We start from the raw sequence: 13,996 nt of genomic DNA, 5'->3' as shown, positions 1-13,996 counted from the left end.
GCGCCACGCCGTCACCGGATGAACCGGCTTCCCACTGTCGTCCTGCCCATCCACAACGCACTCGAGGCGCTGGACGGCTGCCTGGCTTCGCTGGACCGCACGCTGCCGGCCGGCAGCCGCGTGCTGCTTGCGGACGACGCCTCGTCCGATCCACGCATCGAACCGCTGGCCCAGGGCTGGGCCGGACGCAGCGCGCTGGACGTGCGCTACCTGCGGCGCGAACGCCACCTGGGCCTGTCCGCCAACTGCAATGCCGCGTTCGCGGACACCTGCGACGATGACCTGGTGCTGCTGGACACCGGAACCATCACCACGGCCGGCTGGCTGCAGCAGATCGCCCGCTGCGCCACCAGCGACCCGCGCATCGCCACGGCCACGCCCTGGTCCAACGACGCCGAGATCTGCTCCTTCCCGCGCTTCTGCGAAGCCAACCCGGTACCGGAGCATCCTGACGCGGTGGCCGAGGCTGCCGCCGGCCTGTCGCCGCCGGAGTATCCCGACTTGCCGGCCGCGCCCGGTTTCTGCCTGTACCTGCGGCGGGCGGCGTTGCGCCAGCTGGGTGGATTCGACGCCGAGACCTTCGGCGGCGGCCACGGTGGATACAGCGACTTCTGCCTGCGCGCCGCCGCCATGGGCTGGCGCAACGTGCTGTGCGGGACCGCCTACGTCGCGCGACCGGGCGCCGCGTCGTCGGCGCCGGTGGACCTGGCGGCGGACGGTGATCACCTGGCCCGGCTGCTGGCGCGTTGGCCCGACCACAACGAACGCGTGGCGCGTTTCATCATGGCCGACCCGCTGCGGCCGCTGCGCGCGCGCCTGGCCGACCGGATCGAGGCCCTGGCGCGTTCCGGCCCGCAGCGCGACCTGTTCGGCTAGCATTCCGACATGGCCAAGTCCTTCCTGCCCTTCGCCGGTGGACGCCGCACGCCTGCATGCGTGCGCGGGATCGCCGCGTGAGCAACACCACCCACGACTACCCGGTCACCGGCGACAATGGCGCCCGCGACTTCAGCGCCCGGGACATCGCCGTCATCGTGGTGACCTACGCCAGTGCCAGCACCATCGAGGCCTGCCTGTTCCGGCTGCTGGCCGCCCGCGACGTAGCGCGTGTGGTCGTGATCGACAACGCCTCGCCTGACGACAGCGCCGAGCGCGTTCGGCGCATGGCGCAGCGCGACCCGCGCCTGAGCCTGGTGCGAAACGACGAGAACCGCGGCTTCGGTGCAGCCTGCAACCAGGGTGCCACCGCGGTCTCGCAGCCCTGGGTGGCCTTCGTGAATCCTGACGCCTACGTCGAGCGCGACACGCTGTCGCGCCTGGTGGCGCATGCCATCGCCCGTGCCGGCGCCGGTCTGCTCGGGGTCGAGTTGGTGGACGAGGAGGGTGTCGTGGACCTGTCCTCGCGCCGCAGCGATCCTTCGCTGCGCGAGCAGATGTCCGGGCTGGGCCGGCGCGACGACCTGTACCTGGCGCGACCCGGCACTGGTCGTGCAGCCGGTGGACGCGGTGTCCGGCGCGCTGATGCTGATGCCGCTGGGCCTGTTCGTGCGCCTGGGCGGTTTCGACGAAGGCTACCGCTTGCACGCCGAAGACCTGGACCTGTGCCGGCGCGTACGTGTCGCCGGTTACGAGGTGGTGGTGGCCAACGACCTGCGCGTGACCCATGTGCGCGGGGTGTCCAGCCGCCGCCGGCCGTTGTGGGTGGAATGGCAGAAACACCGCGGGCTGTGGCGCTATTTCAGCAAGTTCGAGTCCGACGAAACACCACCCTGGCAACGGCCGCTGCTGTGGCTGGCGCTGTGGGCGCACTACGTCGTCGCCGCACCGCGGGCCTGGTGGCGCAGCCGCGCGACGGCATGACGCTGGCTTTATGGAACGGAACGGGCCGCTTTCGCGGCCCGTCCGGGTGTGCTTCGCGGAACAATGCCCGATTACTTGAGCGCCTTGTAGCGCAGGCGGTGCGGCCGCGCGCCTTCTTCGCCGAGGCGGCGCTTCTTGTCCTCTTCGTACTCGCGGTAGTTGCCCCAGTAGAACTCCACGTGCGAGTCGCCCTCGAAGGCGATGATGTGGGTGGCGATGCGGTCGAGGAACCAGCGGTCATGCGAGATGACCAGGGCGCAGCCCGGGAACTCGAGCAGCGCGTCTTCCAGCGCACGCAGGGTCTCGATGTCGAGGTCGTTGGACGGTTCGTCGAGCAGCAGCACGTTGCCGCCCTGCAGCAGGGTCTTGGCCATGTGCAGGCGGCCGCGTTCACCGCCCGAGAGCGTGCCGACCAGCTTCTGCTGGTCGCTGCCCTTGAAATTGAAGCGACCGATGTAGGCGCGCGACTGGATCTCGACCTTGCCGATGGTGATGATGTCGCTGCCACCCGACACCGCCTGCCAGACGTTCTTGTCGGCTTCCAGGCGTCGCGGCTCTGGTCCACGTAGGCGATCTTGACGGTGTGGCCGACGTTGACCTCGCCCTTGTCGGGCTTTTCCATGCCGGTGATCATCTTGAACAGCGTCGACTTGCCGGCGCCGTTGGGGCCGATGATGCCGACGATGGCGCCCGGCGGGATGGTGATGTTGAGGTCGTCGATCAGCAGGCGGTCGCCGAAGGACTTCGAGACGTTCTTGAACTCGATCACCTTGTCGCCCAGGCGCTCGCCCGGCGGGATGAAGATCTCGTTGGTCTCGTTGCGCTTCTGGTATTCGACCGACTGCAGGTCTTCCAGGCGCTGCAGGCGGGCCTTTGCCCTTGCTGCGGCCGCCCTTGGCGTTCTGGCGCGACCACTCGAGTTCCTTCTGCAGGGCCTTCTGGCGGCCCTTCTCGGCCGACTCTTCCTGCTTCAGGCGCTCGGTCTTCTGGGTCAGCCATTCGCTGTAGTTGCCCTTCCACGGAATGCCGCGGCCCCGATCGAGCTCCAGGATCCACTCGGCGGCGTTGTCGAGGAAGTAGCGGTCGTGGGTGACGGCCACCACGGTGCCCGGGAAGCGGGTGAGGAACTGTTCCAGCCACTCGACCGACTCGGCGTCGAGGTGGTTGGTGGGTTCGTCGAGCAGCAGCATGTCGGGCTTGGACAGCAGCAGGCGGCACAGCGCGACGCGGCGCTTCTCACCACCGGAGAGCTTGCCGCAGATCGCGTCCCAGGGCGGCAGGCGCAGGGCGTCGGCGGCGATTTCCAGCTGCAGTTCCAGCGTGGCGGCGTCGCCGGTGGCCAGGATGGCCTCCAGGCGCTGCTGCTCGGCGGCGAGCTTGTCGAAGTCGGCGTCTTCTTCCGCGTACGCGGCATAGACCTTGTCCAGCAGCTCCTGCGCGTGCAGCAGGTCGCCCACGCCTTCCTCGACGGCCTGGCGCACGGTGTGTTCGGGATCCAGGCGCGGCTCCTGTTCGAGGTAACCGACCTTGATGCCCGGCTGCGGGCGCGCTTCGCCGGTGAAGTCCTGGTCCACGCCGGCCATGATGCGAAGCACGGTGGACTTGCCCGAACCGTTCAGGCCCAGCAGGCCGATCTTGGCGCCCGGATAGAACGACAGCGAGATGTCCTTGATGATCTGGCGCTTCGGCGGCACGGTCTTGCTGACGCCGATCATGGTGTAGATGTATTGCATCGCGGGCTCTCTTTGGCGCAGGGCGCGGCGGCGCGGTGGTACGGCGCGGCCGGGCGGGGGTGGGGCCGCGCGCAGGGCGCACAGCCGGTCCGGAGTCGGAGGGTGGCGCATTATCGCCCACCCGCCCGCCCACTGCACCCTTCGCCCGGGGATTGCCAGAATTTGCCCGGGGTTGCCCGGGGCGCCTGTTTTCATGCCCCTGCCGCGCTGGGCGGTGATCGTGGGGAGTGCGCCATGCGCATTGGATTGAAACTCGGGCTGGTCGGGTTCCTGCTGCTGTTGCTGCTGGTGCCGCTGGCCATGCTCGATGGCCTCGTGAGCGAGCGGCAGATGCGTGGCGCCGAGGTCGCGCTGGACATCGCCCGCTCCTCGGCCGGCCCGCAGGACCTGGTGGGTCCGCTGCTGCTGGTCGAGGCGCAGAAGATCACCGAGAAAAAACGCGTGGTCAGCCGCGACGGCCACCTGAGCCAGGAAACCGAACGGGCCAGCGAGACCGTGCATTACCTGATAAGTCCCGCGACGCTGGCCGTGGACAACCGCCTGCGCTTCGAACGCCGCGGCCGCAGCCTGTTCACCGTGCCGCTCTACCACGGCGCCCTGAACATCAAGGGCCAGTTCACACACCACCTGCCGCCGGTGGACGAAGGCCAGCTGCGCCCGCTCCGGGCCTGGCTGGTGCTGGGCCTGGGCGACAACCGCGGCGTGCGTTCGCTGGCGATCAAGCTCGATGGCCGGCCGGTCGGCGCCGACCCCGGCACCCGCATCGGCTGGCTGCCCGAAGGCCTGAGCGCCCCGGTGCCGCTGGCCGCGCTCGACCGTCCGCTCGATTTCGACCTGGCCCTGGACCTGAGCGGCACCGGCCATCTGGGCTGGCTGCCGGTCGGCGCCGAAACCACCGTGACCGCCAGCGGCGCCTGGCCGCACCCGGCCTTCGAGGGCCGGCACCTGCCGGAAACCCCGCAGATCGACGACAGCGGCTTCACCGCCCGCTGGGCCGTGTCGCGGCTGTCGAGCCGGGTGCAGCAGGTGCTGGCCGGCTGCCCGCCACTGCACACCGACTGCCCGGACCTGGCCGAGGGCCGCTTCAGCCTGCGCCTGGTCGAGCCGGTGGACCGTTACCTGATGACCGACCGGGCCATGAAGTACGCGCTGCTGTTCCTGGCCCCCCTTGTTCGGCGCCGTGTTCCTGGTCGAGGCCCTGGCCGCGCGGCCGGTGCATTTCGTGCAGTACGGCCTGACCGGGCTGGCGATGGCGATGTTCTACCTGCTGCTGCTGTCGCTGTCGGAGCACGTCGGCTTCGGGCCGGCCTACGCCACCGCGGCGGCGGCCTGCAGCGCACTGATCGGCTACTACCTGAGTGCCGTATTGGGTGGGGCAGGGCGTGGATTGGCCTTCGGGGCGGGCCTTGCGACGCTTTATGGCCTGCTTTATGCGCTGCTGCGCTCCGAGGACCACGCCCTGCTGGTGGGCGCCGGCGTGCTGTTCGCCGCCCTGGCGGCGGTGATGGCGTTGACGCGAAGGGTGGACTGGAATCGCCTTGGCTCGCCGTAAATACCCCTCCCCTGCTGTGCAGGGGAGGTTGGGAGGGGGTGGAACTTCGAGCAAGGGCTCACCCCTCCCCAGCCCTCCCCTGCAAGCAGGGGAGGGAGAAGGGCCGGCGCTAGGCTCAAGTCCCCGCCGGGGCTACAATTTCGCGCTACCAGGCCCTTCAGGAAACGCGCGCCGATGTTCGCCAAGGATATGCAGATTGCCGGTTACGACGATGCCCTGGCCCAGGCCATCGCCCACGAACGCCAGCGCCAGGAAGACCACGTCGAACTGATCGCCTCGGAGAACTACTGCAGCCCGCGCGTGCTGGAAGCCCAGGGCAGCGTGCTGACCAACAAGTACGCCGAGGGGTATCCCGGCAAGCGCTACTACGGCGGCTGCGAATACGTGGACGTGGCCGAGAAGCTGGCGCTGGACCGCCTCAAGCAGCTGTTCGGCGCGCACTACGCCAACGTGCAGCCGCATTCGGGTTCCTCGGCCAACATCGCCGTCTACCTGGCCCTGCTGCAGGCCGGCGACACCGTGCTCGGCATGAGCCTGGCGCACGGCGGCCACCTGACCCACGGCGCCAAGGTCAACTTCAGCGGCAAGCTCTTCAACGCCGTGCAGTACGGCGTGAACGACGCCGGCCTGATCGACTACGACGAAGTGCAGCGCCTGGCCACCGAGCACAAGCCGAAGATGCTGGTCGCCGGGTTCAGTGCCTATTCCCAGATCATCGACTGGGAGCGCATGGCCGCGATCGCCAAGTCGGTGGGCGCCTATTTCTTCGTGGACATGGCGCATGTCGCTGGCCTCGTAGCCGCGGGCATCTATCCGAATCCGGTGCCTTATGCCGACGTCGTCACCTCCACCACGCACAAGACCCTGCGCGGCCCGCGCGGCGGCGTGATCATGGCGCGCGCCAATGAAGTGCTGGAGAAGAAGTTCCAGTCGCTGGTCTTCCCCGGCACCCAGGGCGGCCCGCTGATGCACGTGATCGCCGCCAAGGCGGTCGCGTTCAAGGAAGCGCTGGAGCCAGCCTTCACCGACTACCAGAAGCAGGTCGTCAAGAACGCGCAGGCGATGGCCAAGACGATGATGTCGCGCGGTTACAAGATCGTCTCGGGCGGCACCGAAAACCACCTGATGCTGATCGACCTGATCGGCCGCGACGTCACGGGCAAGGACGCGGAAGCCGCGCTCGGCGCCGCCCACATCACCGTCAACAAGAACGCCGTGCCGGGCGACCCGCGCTCGCCCTTCGTCACCTCGGGCCTGCGCATCGGCACCCCGGCGGTTACCACCCGCGGCTACAAGGAGCCGGAGTGCGTGGCGCTGGCGAACTGGATCTGCGACGTGCTCGACGCGCCGACCGACGAGAACGTGATCGCCGGCGTGCGCGACAACGTCACCAAGCAGTGCCGCGCGTTCCCGGTGTACGGCTGACGGATCCGGATGCACTGCCCCTTCTGCCAGCACGAAGACACCCGCGTGATCGACTCGCGCGTGTCCGAGGACGGGTCCACGATCCGGCGCCGGCGCGAGTGCGAGCAATGCAACGAGCGTTTCAACACCTTCGAGGTGGCCGAACTGAAGCTGCCGTCCATCGTCAAGAGCGATGGACGCCGCGAGGCCTTCGACGAGCGCAAGCTGCGCGTGAGTTTCGACCGCGCGCTGCAGAAACGCCCGGTCTCGGCCGAGCAGATCGACGAGGCCGTGCGTTCGGTGGTGCATTCCCTGCGCCTGAGCGGCGAGCGCGAACTGCCCTCGCTGCGCGTCGGCGAGTTCGTGATGGCCGAGCTGAAGAAGCTCGACCAGGTGGCCTACGTGCGTTTTGCGTCGGTGTACCGCAAGTTCGAGGACGTGCAGGCCTTCCGCGAGGAAATCGAGCGGCTTGAACGCGACCTGCCCGGCCTCGAAGGCCTGCAGCTGCCCCTGCTGGACGTGCCGGGTCCCGACAAGGCCAGGCGCTGAACGCCATGGACATCCGACCACTGGCCGACCACCCCGGTCACGTGCCGGTGCTGGCGCGTTGGCACCATGCGCAGTGGGGGCACCTCTACGAGGACTGGACGCTCGAGGTCGCGGAAGCGGAACTGCGCGACCACGCGACCCGGCGCGACATGCCCACCACGCTGGTCGCCCTCGAAGACGATGAACTGCTCGGTTCCGTCAGCCTGGTCGAAGAAGATGCGCCCGAGCTGCGCAACCACGGCGACGCCTGGCTGGCCAGCCTCTACGTGCGGCCTGAAGCGCGCGGACGCGGCCTGGGTGCCTTGCTGGTGCGTGCGGTGGTGGCCTTCGCCGCCGACCAGCGGGTCGAGCGCCTGTGGCTGTTCACGCCCGAACACGAAAGCTTCTACGCCCGCCTGGGCTGGCGTGCACGCGAATCGGCCACGCTGCGCGGCACGCCCGTTCGCCTGATGGACATCCGCCCCGCATGAACTTCTCCGCCCAGGACCACGCCCACATGGCCCGCGCGCTGCAGCTCGCGGAGCGCGCCGCGTTCACCACCCATCCCAATCCGATGGTGGGCTGCGTGATAGCAGACGGCGAACGCGTGTTCGGCGAAGGCTGGCATGAACGCGCGGGCGAACCGCATGCGGAAGTGCACGCGCTGCGCGCCGCGGGTGCACGCGCCCAGGGCGCCACCGCCTACGTCACGCTGGAGCCGTGTTCGCACCATGGCCGTACGCCGCCCTGCGCCGACGCGCTGGTGGCCGCGGGCGTCACCCGCGTGGTGGCGGCCAGCCGCGATCCGTTCTACCAGGTGGCGGGACAGGGTTTCGCCAAGCTGCAGGCCGCCGGCATCACGGTCGAACACGGCCTGATGGAGGCGGCGGCGCGGCATCTGAACCGCGGTTTCTTCTCGCGCATCGAACGTGGCCGCCCCTGGGTGCGGGTGAAGCTGGGCATGAGCCTGGACGGCCGCACCGCGTTGGCCAGCGGTGAATCCAAGTGGATCACTTCCGAAGCCGCGCGCGCCGATGTGATGCGCTGGCGCGCACGTTCCGGCGCGATCATGACCGGGATCGGCACCGTGCTGGCCGACGATCCGAAACTCACCGTGCGCCTGCCCGAAGGCGAGTCCTTCATGCCACCGTTGCGAGTGGTGCTGGACGAACGCGGCCGCCTGCCGGCGACATCGGCCCTGCTGACCGACGGCGCCGCGCCCACGCTGGCCGTGCACGCCGACGACGTGGTGCCCGATTACGACGACAACGTCAGCGCCTTCGCCGTGCGCCGCGGCGGCCTGGGCCTGGACCTCAACGCCGTGCTGTCGCAGCTGGGCCAGCGCGGCGTCAACGAGCTGCAGGTCGAAGCGGGCGCCACGCTGTCCGGCGCCCTGCTCAAGGCCGGCCTGATCGACGAACTGCTGCTCTACATCGCCCCCGTGCTGCTGGGCGATAAGGGCCGCCCGCTGTTCGCCGGCATCGACCCGGCGACGATGTCGGAGCGGTTGGGGCTGCGCCTGGTCGAGACCCGGCAGGTGGGGCCGGACCTGCGCTTGCTGCTGGCGCCGCAGTAGCAAAATCCTTACGCCCTTTCGGGTTGACTGCGCCGGTCCTGAGGTCGCGGTCAGGCTGAAGCTGATGCGATGTTCGCCCTGAACATCGAGTTGTCACTTGACAACCTGATTCATCGGCCTAAACTCCATGCCCAGAACGCGGCACCCGAAACCTGATGTCGAGGCCGCGTTGGTGCATGCAGAGCGCCACGGCTGGCGCGTCGTGACCGGTGGATCGCACGCCTGGGGAAAGATGTACTGCCCCCTGGAACGACGAATACTGCCGCTGCGGCGAGTTCTGCATCACCAGCATCTGGAGCACGCCTCGCAACGCCGGAACCCACGGCAAGCAGTTGCGGCGTGTGGTGGACCGCTGCTGGCACCAGGCCGCAGCGCAGGCAGCCGGGCGTCCGAACAAAGACGATGAATGATTACGAATTCACCCTGAAGTTCAAGCTGCCGGATCCGAATGCGGATGCCGAAACCCACCTCGAGGCGTTGGCCGAGGCCGGCTGCGAGGACGCACTGGTCGGCATCGGCCAACGCGGCCGCATCGCGTTGGATTTCACGCGGCGTGCGGCCTCGGCCTACGACGCCATCGCCTCGGCCGTGAAGGACGTGAAGCGGGCGATCCCCGGTGCCGAACTGGTCGAGGCCTCGCCCGATTTCGTCGGCCTCACCGACATCGCCGATCTGATCGGCTTTACCCGCCAGAACATGCGCAAGCTGATGCTCGGTCACGCCGCGACCTTTCCGCCCGCGGTGCACGAGGGCAACCCCTCGCTGTGGCACCTTGCCAGCGTGCTGGACTGGCTGGGCGAGGCGCAGTCCCGCCCCGTGGACGGGATTTTGCGAGAGATCGCCCGGACGACGATGGAATTCAACATCGCCCGGCAGGTCAGGGCGTTGCCCGGTGCCGTGCTGCCCAAGGCCCTGGCCCCGTTGATCTAGGAGTCGCGGATAGCTGCGTTGCGGCAGCAGTTCCGGCCGATCCCGGCCCCAGCGCATACAATGACGCCCCCGCCCGCCAACCCGGCCGGCCCCTGGTGTTGCCCATGTTCACTGGCTTGATCCAATCCGTCGGCCGGCTGGTCGCCCGCGAAACCCGCGGTGGCGACCAGCGGTTGCGGTTCTCCTGGCACGATGCCCGCCCACGACATCGCCCTGGGCGAGTCCATCGCCGTCAGCGGCTGCTGCCTGACCGTGGTCGAATTCGACGCCAGCGGCTGGGCCGCGGACGTGTCGAACGAAACCCTGGCCCTGACCACGCTCGGTTCGCTGGAAGAGGGCAGTGCGGTGAACCTGGAACGTTCGCTGCTGCCGACCGACCGCCTTGGCGGCCATCTGGTCTCCGGCCACGTCGACGCCGTCGGCAAAGTGGATAAGGTCTGGGATGACGGCCGCAGCCAGCGCTGGCGTTTCAGCGCACCGGCCTCGGTGCTGCGCTATGTCGCGGTGAAGGGTTCTATCGCGGTGGACGGCACCAGTCTCACCGTGAACGCCGTCGATGCCACCGGGTTCGAAGTGAACCTTAGTGCCGCATACCGTCGCCCACACCGCCTTCGGCGAAACCCAGGTCGGCGCCGCCATCAATCTCGAGGTCGACACCGTCGCCCGTTACGTCGAGCGCCTGCTGGCGGCTCGCGAGGAACAGCCATGAGCTTCGCCCCTGTCCCCGAACTGCTGGAAGAAATCCGCCAGGGCCGCATGGTCGTGATCGTCGATGACGAGGACCGTGAGAACGAAGGCGACCTGATCATGGCCGCCGAGCTGGTCAAACCCAGCGACATCAACTTCATGGTCACCCACGCGCGTGGCCTGGTCTGCCTGTCGCTGACGCGCGAACGCTGCGCCCAGCTGGGCCTGGCGCCGATGGTCCAGACCAATACCGCGCAGTTCCAGACCAACTTCACCGTCAGCATCGAAGCGGCCGAAGGCGTCACCACCGGCATTTCCGCCTACGACCGCGCCCACACCGTGCGCACCGCCGTGCGCCCGGACGCCAAGCCCAGCGACCTGAGCCAGCCCGGCCACATCTTCCCGCTCACCGCGCAGCCCGGCGGCGTGCTGACCCGCGCCGGCCACACCGAAGCCGCCAGCGACCTGCCGATGCTGGCGGGCCTGGAGCCGGCCGGCGTGCTGGTGGAAGTGATGAATGCCGATGGCAGCATGGCGCGGCGCCCGGAACTGGAAGTGTTCGCGCGCGAGCACGGCCTGAAGATGGGCTCGATCGCCGACCTGATCGCCTGGCGCCTGGCCACCGAACACACGGTCGAGCGCATCGACGAGCGTGAGATCGAGACCGAGTTCGGGCCCTTCCGCCTGGTGACCTACCGCGACCGTATCGCCCACGAGCTGCACTTCGCGCTGGTGAAGGGCAGCCCCGGCCGTGAAGTGCCGACCCTGTGCGCGTGCAGGTGGAGAATCCGCTCAGCGATCTGCTGCATTGGCGACGCGACGATTTTGGCGTGGCCGGTACCGATGCCCTGCGCGCGATCGCCAGCGAAGGGCAGGGCGTGATGGTGGTGCTGTCGGAGCCGCGCAATGCCGAGGCCCTGCTGGCGCGCCTGCGCAAGCAGCCGGAGGTGCAGGGCAACCGCAAGGACGTCGGCCAGTGGCGTCGCAACGGCGCCGGCGCACAGATCCTGGCGGATCTCGGCCTGGGCAAGCTGCGTGTTCTCGGCACGCCGCGCCGTCAGGTGGGGCTGGCTGGTTACGGCCTGGAAGTGGTCGAGTACGTCGCGCCTGCCGGCTGATTGCTGTTTTGATGTCGGGACATCGCGCGCGGTTGCGGCGCGCCAGGGCGGTGTGTCGGACAGTCATGCTTCCCAGCGTGGACACATCATGGAACGGCAAGCACGACTAACCTCGCGGTGTGACGGCGTGTTGGTCCAGATCGATGCCGGGCAGCACGAGCGCGCCAGCCTGACGCGGGAGCCGATGGAAAACTGGTCGCACGACGGAGGGGCGTGCGCCGTAATCGCATTTGTCAGTACCCAGTCCGCTGTGGGTACCGTGCTGCGCGTTTCCCGGAGCGCACTCACCACGTGTGAGCTGGGCTCACTGTCTGGACGATCAGGTCTGAAGGGTGAGCCCTGCTGCCGGAATGCCTGGCATGTTGCGTGAGGCCGACATCCTCCGCGAGCGGCGGAAAGGGTGGAAGCAGCTGGTCGAACCGCAATGCGCGCTCACAGGAACCGTGTCCGCGAATACTCGCGAACTGTGATGCGCGTCAAGATATTGAATGCTGAAACAGAGTCGTGCTCCACTCGATGCGTCGGATGTTTGGTCCGACGATTTCGTACCCGCACGACCGGGCATCACTGATCACGCCATCCGGCCGGCGGTGCATAACCTTGTGTTTCAATTTTCGGGGAAAGACATGCGCAATCTGAGCGTAGTTGAGTTGGGTTCCGTCATGGGTGGTGGCACCGGTGGCGAGCTGGCCGCGTCCTGCGCGGCGGGTGCCGGTGCGGCCGCCACGGGCGGCGCGATCGCTGGCGTGGTCACCGGGGGCGTGGGCCTCGCGGCCGCCGTGCTCGGTGGCTGCGCAGGCGGCATCCTCCTGTACTACATCACTGACTGAACAAGGAACGTTGTCATGGTTCGTGAACTTTCTATGCACGAAATTTCCAGTGTCGGCGGTGCTTCCGCCGAAGGCGCTGCGGTGGTGTCCACCGGCGCCCTCGTCGGCTGCGCTGCCGGTGCACTCGCTGGCAGCGTGATGCCCGGCGTCGGCACCGCGATCGGTTGTGTCGCCGGTGCGATCAGCGCCGGTGGCCACACGCTGGTGTTCTGGAACGCGCTGAACTGATCCATTGCGTCGCCTGCCGTCCGGGGCCGGCCCCGGACGGCTTCCCGCCACCCCTTCCTGGGAAGATCATGAACAAATCCATCCTTGTCGCCGTGTGTGGCCTCATCGTGCTGGCCAGCGTGACCATCGGCGTCGTGGTATCACCGGCCTACGGGCTGGGATTCGGCCTCGCTGCCGCAGCCAGTCTGGCCGTTGGCGCATTCGCGCGCCGCCGCCAGGATCGTCGCGGCTGATACGGGCCTTCGGGCAACCATCACGGCCCGGCACCGATTCCGCATGTCCGATTCCCTGTTCCGACAAGAAGTGATGCAGGCGCGCCAGGCGCGCTGGCTGGGCGGCATCGTGCTGGGCCAGCCGGTGTCGCTGTGGCTGCTCACGGGTTTCGCCGTGTTCGCGGCGGCAGCGGTCATCTGCTTCCTCGTGCTTGGCGACTACACCCGGCGCACCCGCGTCACGGGCCAGCTGGTGCCCAGCCTCGGCCTGGCGTCCGTGGCGTCGCCCAGCGCCGGCATACTTTCCGAGGTGCGTGTCGAGGAAGGGCAGCGTGTGCTCGCCGGGGACGTGCTGGCGGTCGTGACCACACCACGTTCGACCCTGGTCGCCGGAAACACCACCGCCGCCCTGCAGGCAGCGATCGCCGAACGCCAGGACGGCGTCGCGCACAGTTATGCCTCCCAGCGTCTTCAGCTCCAGGCACAACAGGCGGGCCTGGCCGCGCAGATCTCAGGCGGCCATGCAGAGCTGCGCCAGATCGAAGCCGAGAGTTTCACCCGTCGCCAGCAGCATGCGCTGGCCGAACAGACGCTGGAGCGCTTCCGCGGCTTGCGCAAGCAGCAGTTCGTCACTGACCTGCAGCTGCAGCAACAACAAACGCTGGCGCTGGAAAAGCTGGGCGAGGCCCAGTCGCTGGAACGCCAGGCACTGGCCCTGCGCCGCCAGCTCGCGCAGCTTGAACAGGCGCGCCAGGAATTGCCGTCCCGCCTGGCGGCGCTCGACGCCGGCGAGCAGCGTGACCGCGCCAGCCTCTCGCAGGAATCGCTGGAAGCCTCGTCACGGGCCGAGGCGGTGATCCAGTCGCCCGTGTCGGGAACCATCAGCACGCTGCTGGGCCAGGCCGGGCAGGCAGTGCAGCCCGGACAGCCGGTGCTCAGCCTGTTGCCCGCGGCCAGCGCGCTCGAGGCGCACCTGATGGTGCCGAGCCGTGCCGTGGGTTTCATCGAGCCAGGCGATCAGGTGCTGCTGCGTTACCAGGCGTTCCCGTACCAGAAGTTCGGCCACCATGGCGGCAAGGTGGTCCGTGTGTCCCGCAGCGCACTGACCGTCGGCGAGCTGGGCACCCTGGTGGGCAACACGCAGGCCGGCGAGCCGTATTACCGGATCGTGGTCGCGCTGGACCGGCCCACCGTACGCGCCTTCGGCCGCGAAGAATCGCTCAAGCCCGGCATGCTGCTCGAGGCCGATATCCTCGGGGAGCAGCGCAAACTTTGGGAATGGGCGATTGAGCCGCTGTACGCGCTCAGCGGCAGCATGGCCTCGGCCCGATGAGCCGC

Annotated in this window: 12 protein-coding genes and 4 pseudogenes; 15 read left to right on the top strand and 1 reads right to left on the bottom strand. The window is 68.5% G+C overall.

Going from position 1 to position 13,996, the window contains the following annotated elements:
• The first annotated feature begins 18 nt into the window (after positions 1-18).
• The 3 genes and pseudogenes from FRZ33_RS00470 to FRZ33_RS17400 all read left to right on the top strand — a co-directional run bounded on the left by FRZ33_RS00470 (position 19) and on the right by FRZ33_RS17400 (position 1,860).
• A complete protein-coding gene (locus tag FRZ33_RS00470; RefSeq protein ID WP_146906979.1) occupies positions 19-876 on the top strand; it encodes a glycosyltransferase family 2 protein in 858 nt (285 codons plus the stop codon).
• 56 nt (positions 877-932) lie between these two features.
• Positions 933-1,460, top strand: a pseudogene (locus FRZ33_RS17405) (glycosyltransferase); the annotation flags it as partial.
• The gene (locus FRZ33_RS17400; protein ID WP_425480602.1) at positions 1,384-1,860 is read left to right on the top strand and encodes a glycosyltransferase family 2 protein; all 477 of its coding nucleotides are present in this window, start codon (positions 1,384-1,386) and stop codon (positions 1,858-1,860) included. The pseudogene FRZ33_RS17405 and the gene FRZ33_RS17400, both read left to right, overlap by 77 nt.
• 71 nt (positions 1,861-1,931) lie before the next feature.
• Here the strand turns inward: FRZ33_RS17400 and ettA are convergent.
• A pseudogene (gene ettA / locus FRZ33_RS00460) lies at positions 1,932-3,593 on the bottom strand (energy-dependent translational throttle protein EttA).
• A gap of 234 nt (positions 3,594-3,827) precedes the next feature.
• Here ettA and FRZ33_RS00455 point away from each other — a divergent pair.
• From FRZ33_RS00455 to FRZ33_RS00400, 12 genes and pseudogenes are all read left to right on the top strand, one after another.
• The gene (locus tag FRZ33_RS00455; RefSeq protein ID WP_146906978.1) at positions 3,828-5,258 is read left to right on the top strand and encodes an inner membrane CreD family protein; all 1,431 of its coding nucleotides are present in this window, start codon (positions 3,828-3,830) and stop codon (positions 5,256-5,258) included.
• A 61-nt stretch (positions 5,259-5,319) separates the two neighbouring features.
• A complete protein-coding gene (gene glyA, locus FRZ33_RS00450) occupies positions 5,320-6,570 on the top strand; it encodes a serine hydroxymethyltransferase (RefSeq protein WP_146906977.1) in 1,251 nt (416 codons plus the stop codon).
• 9 nt (positions 6,571-6,579) lie between these two features.
• Positions 6,580-7,098 (top strand): transcriptional regulator NrdR, encoded by a 519-nt coding sequence (nrdR, locus tag FRZ33_RS00445; protein WP_146906976.1) that lies wholly within the window; start codon positions 6,580-6,582, stop codon positions 7,096-7,098.
• Positions 7,099-7,103: 5 nt separating this feature from the next.
• Positions 7,104-7,568, top strand: coding sequence for a GNAT family N-acetyltransferase (locus FRZ33_RS00440; protein WP_146906975.1), 465 nt, complete (start codon positions 7,104-7,106; stop codon positions 7,566-7,568).
• Entirely contained in the window at positions 7,565-8,653 is a 1,089-nt protein-coding gene (gene ribD, locus FRZ33_RS00435) for a bifunctional diaminohydroxyphosphoribosylaminopyrimidine deaminase/5-amino-6-(5-phosphoribosylamino)uracil reductase RibD (RefSeq protein WP_146906974.1), read from the top strand. The genes FRZ33_RS00440 and ribD overlap by 4 nt, the downstream gene beginning before the upstream one ends.
• Positions 8,654-9,055: 402 nt before the next feature.
• Positions 9,056-9,583, top strand: a complete 528-nt coding sequence (locus FRZ33_RS00425; protein ID WP_146906973.1) for a DNA-binding protein — start codon at positions 9,056-9,058, stop codon at positions 9,581-9,583.
• A gap of 104 nt (positions 9,584-9,687) precedes the next feature.
• Positions 9,688-10,292, top strand: a pseudogene (locus tag FRZ33_RS00420) (riboflavin synthase).
• Positions 10,289-11,388 (top strand): annotated as a pseudogene (gene ribB, locus FRZ33_RS00415) (3,4-dihydroxy-2-butanone-4-phosphate synthase). The pseudogenes FRZ33_RS00420 and ribB overlap by 4 nt, the downstream one beginning before the upstream one ends.
• A gap of 488 nt (positions 11,389-11,876) precedes the next feature.
• The gene (locus FRZ33_RS00410; RefSeq protein ID WP_146906972.1) at positions 11,877-12,218 is read left to right on the top strand and encodes a hypothetical protein; all 342 of its coding nucleotides are present in this window, start codon (positions 11,877-11,879) and stop codon (positions 12,216-12,218) included.
• An 84-nt stretch (positions 12,219-12,302) separates the two neighbouring features.
• Positions 12,303-12,446 carry a hypothetical protein gene (locus tag FRZ33_RS00405; RefSeq protein ID WP_158637024.1) on the top strand — a complete coding sequence of 48 codons (144 nt, stop codon included), beginning with the start codon at positions 12,303-12,305 and terminating at the stop codon, positions 12,444-12,446.
• 68 nt (positions 12,447-12,514) lie between these two features.
• On the top strand, positions 12,515-12,679 hold the full coding sequence (locus tag FRZ33_RS14990; RefSeq protein WP_158637023.1) for a hypothetical protein: 165 nt from the start codon (positions 12,515-12,517) through the stop codon (positions 12,677-12,679).
• Positions 12,680-12,722: 43 nt separating this feature from the next.
• The gene (locus FRZ33_RS00400; protein ID WP_146906970.1) at positions 12,723-13,991 is read left to right on the top strand and encodes an HlyD family secretion protein; all 1,269 of its coding nucleotides are present in this window, start codon (positions 12,723-12,725) and stop codon (positions 13,989-13,991) included.
• Positions 13,992-13,996 lie beyond the last annotated feature (5 nt).

It is taken from the genome of Arenimonas daejeonensis, from assembly GCF_007993735.1.
Lineage (GTDB): Bacteria > Pseudomonadota > Gammaproteobacteria > Xanthomonadales > Xanthomonadaceae > Arenimonas > Arenimonas daejeonensis.
Note: the sequence above shows the minus strand (reverse complement) of the source record. Positions and strands in the feature narration are given on the sequence as shown.

What these genes read in the sequence shown, in the direction of transcription:
- FRZ33_RS00470 (WP_146906979.1), top strand. Translation starts at nt 19, where the DNA reads ATGAACCGGCTTCCCACTGTCGTCCTGCCCATCCACAACGCACTCGAG.
- FRZ33_RS00455 (WP_146906978.1), top strand. Translation starts at nt 3,828, where the DNA reads ATGCGCATTGGATTGAAACTCGGGCTGGTCGGGTTCCTGCTGCTGTTG.
- glyA (WP_146906977.1), top strand. Translation starts at nt 5,320, where the DNA reads ATGTTCGCCAAGGATATGCAGATTGCCGGTTACGACGATGCCCTGGCC.
- nrdR (WP_146906976.1), top strand. Translation starts at nt 6,580, where the DNA reads ATGCACTGCCCCTTCTGCCAGCACGAAGACACCCGCGTGATCGACTCG.
- FRZ33_RS00440 (WP_146906975.1), top strand. Translation starts at nt 7,104, where the DNA reads ATGGACATCCGACCACTGGCCGACCACCCCGGTCACGTGCCGGTGCTG.
- ribD (WP_146906974.1), top strand. Translation starts at nt 7,565, where the DNA reads ATGAACTTCTCCGCCCAGGACCACGCCCACATGGCCCGCGCGCTGCAG.
- FRZ33_RS00425 (WP_146906973.1), top strand. Translation starts at nt 9,056, where the DNA reads ATGAATGATTACGAATTCACCCTGAAGTTCAAGCTGCCGGATCCGAAT.
- FRZ33_RS00410 (WP_146906972.1), top strand. Translation starts at nt 11,877, where the DNA reads ATGCTGAAACAGAGTCGTGCTCCACTCGATGCGTCGGATGTTTGGTCC.
- FRZ33_RS14990 (WP_158637023.1), top strand. Translation starts at nt 12,515, where the DNA reads ATGAACAAATCCATCCTTGTCGCCGTGTGTGGCCTCATCGTGCTGGCC.
- FRZ33_RS00400 (WP_146906970.1), top strand. Translation starts at nt 12,723, where the DNA reads ATGTCCGATTCCCTGTTCCGACAAGAAGTGATGCAGGCGCGCCAGGCG.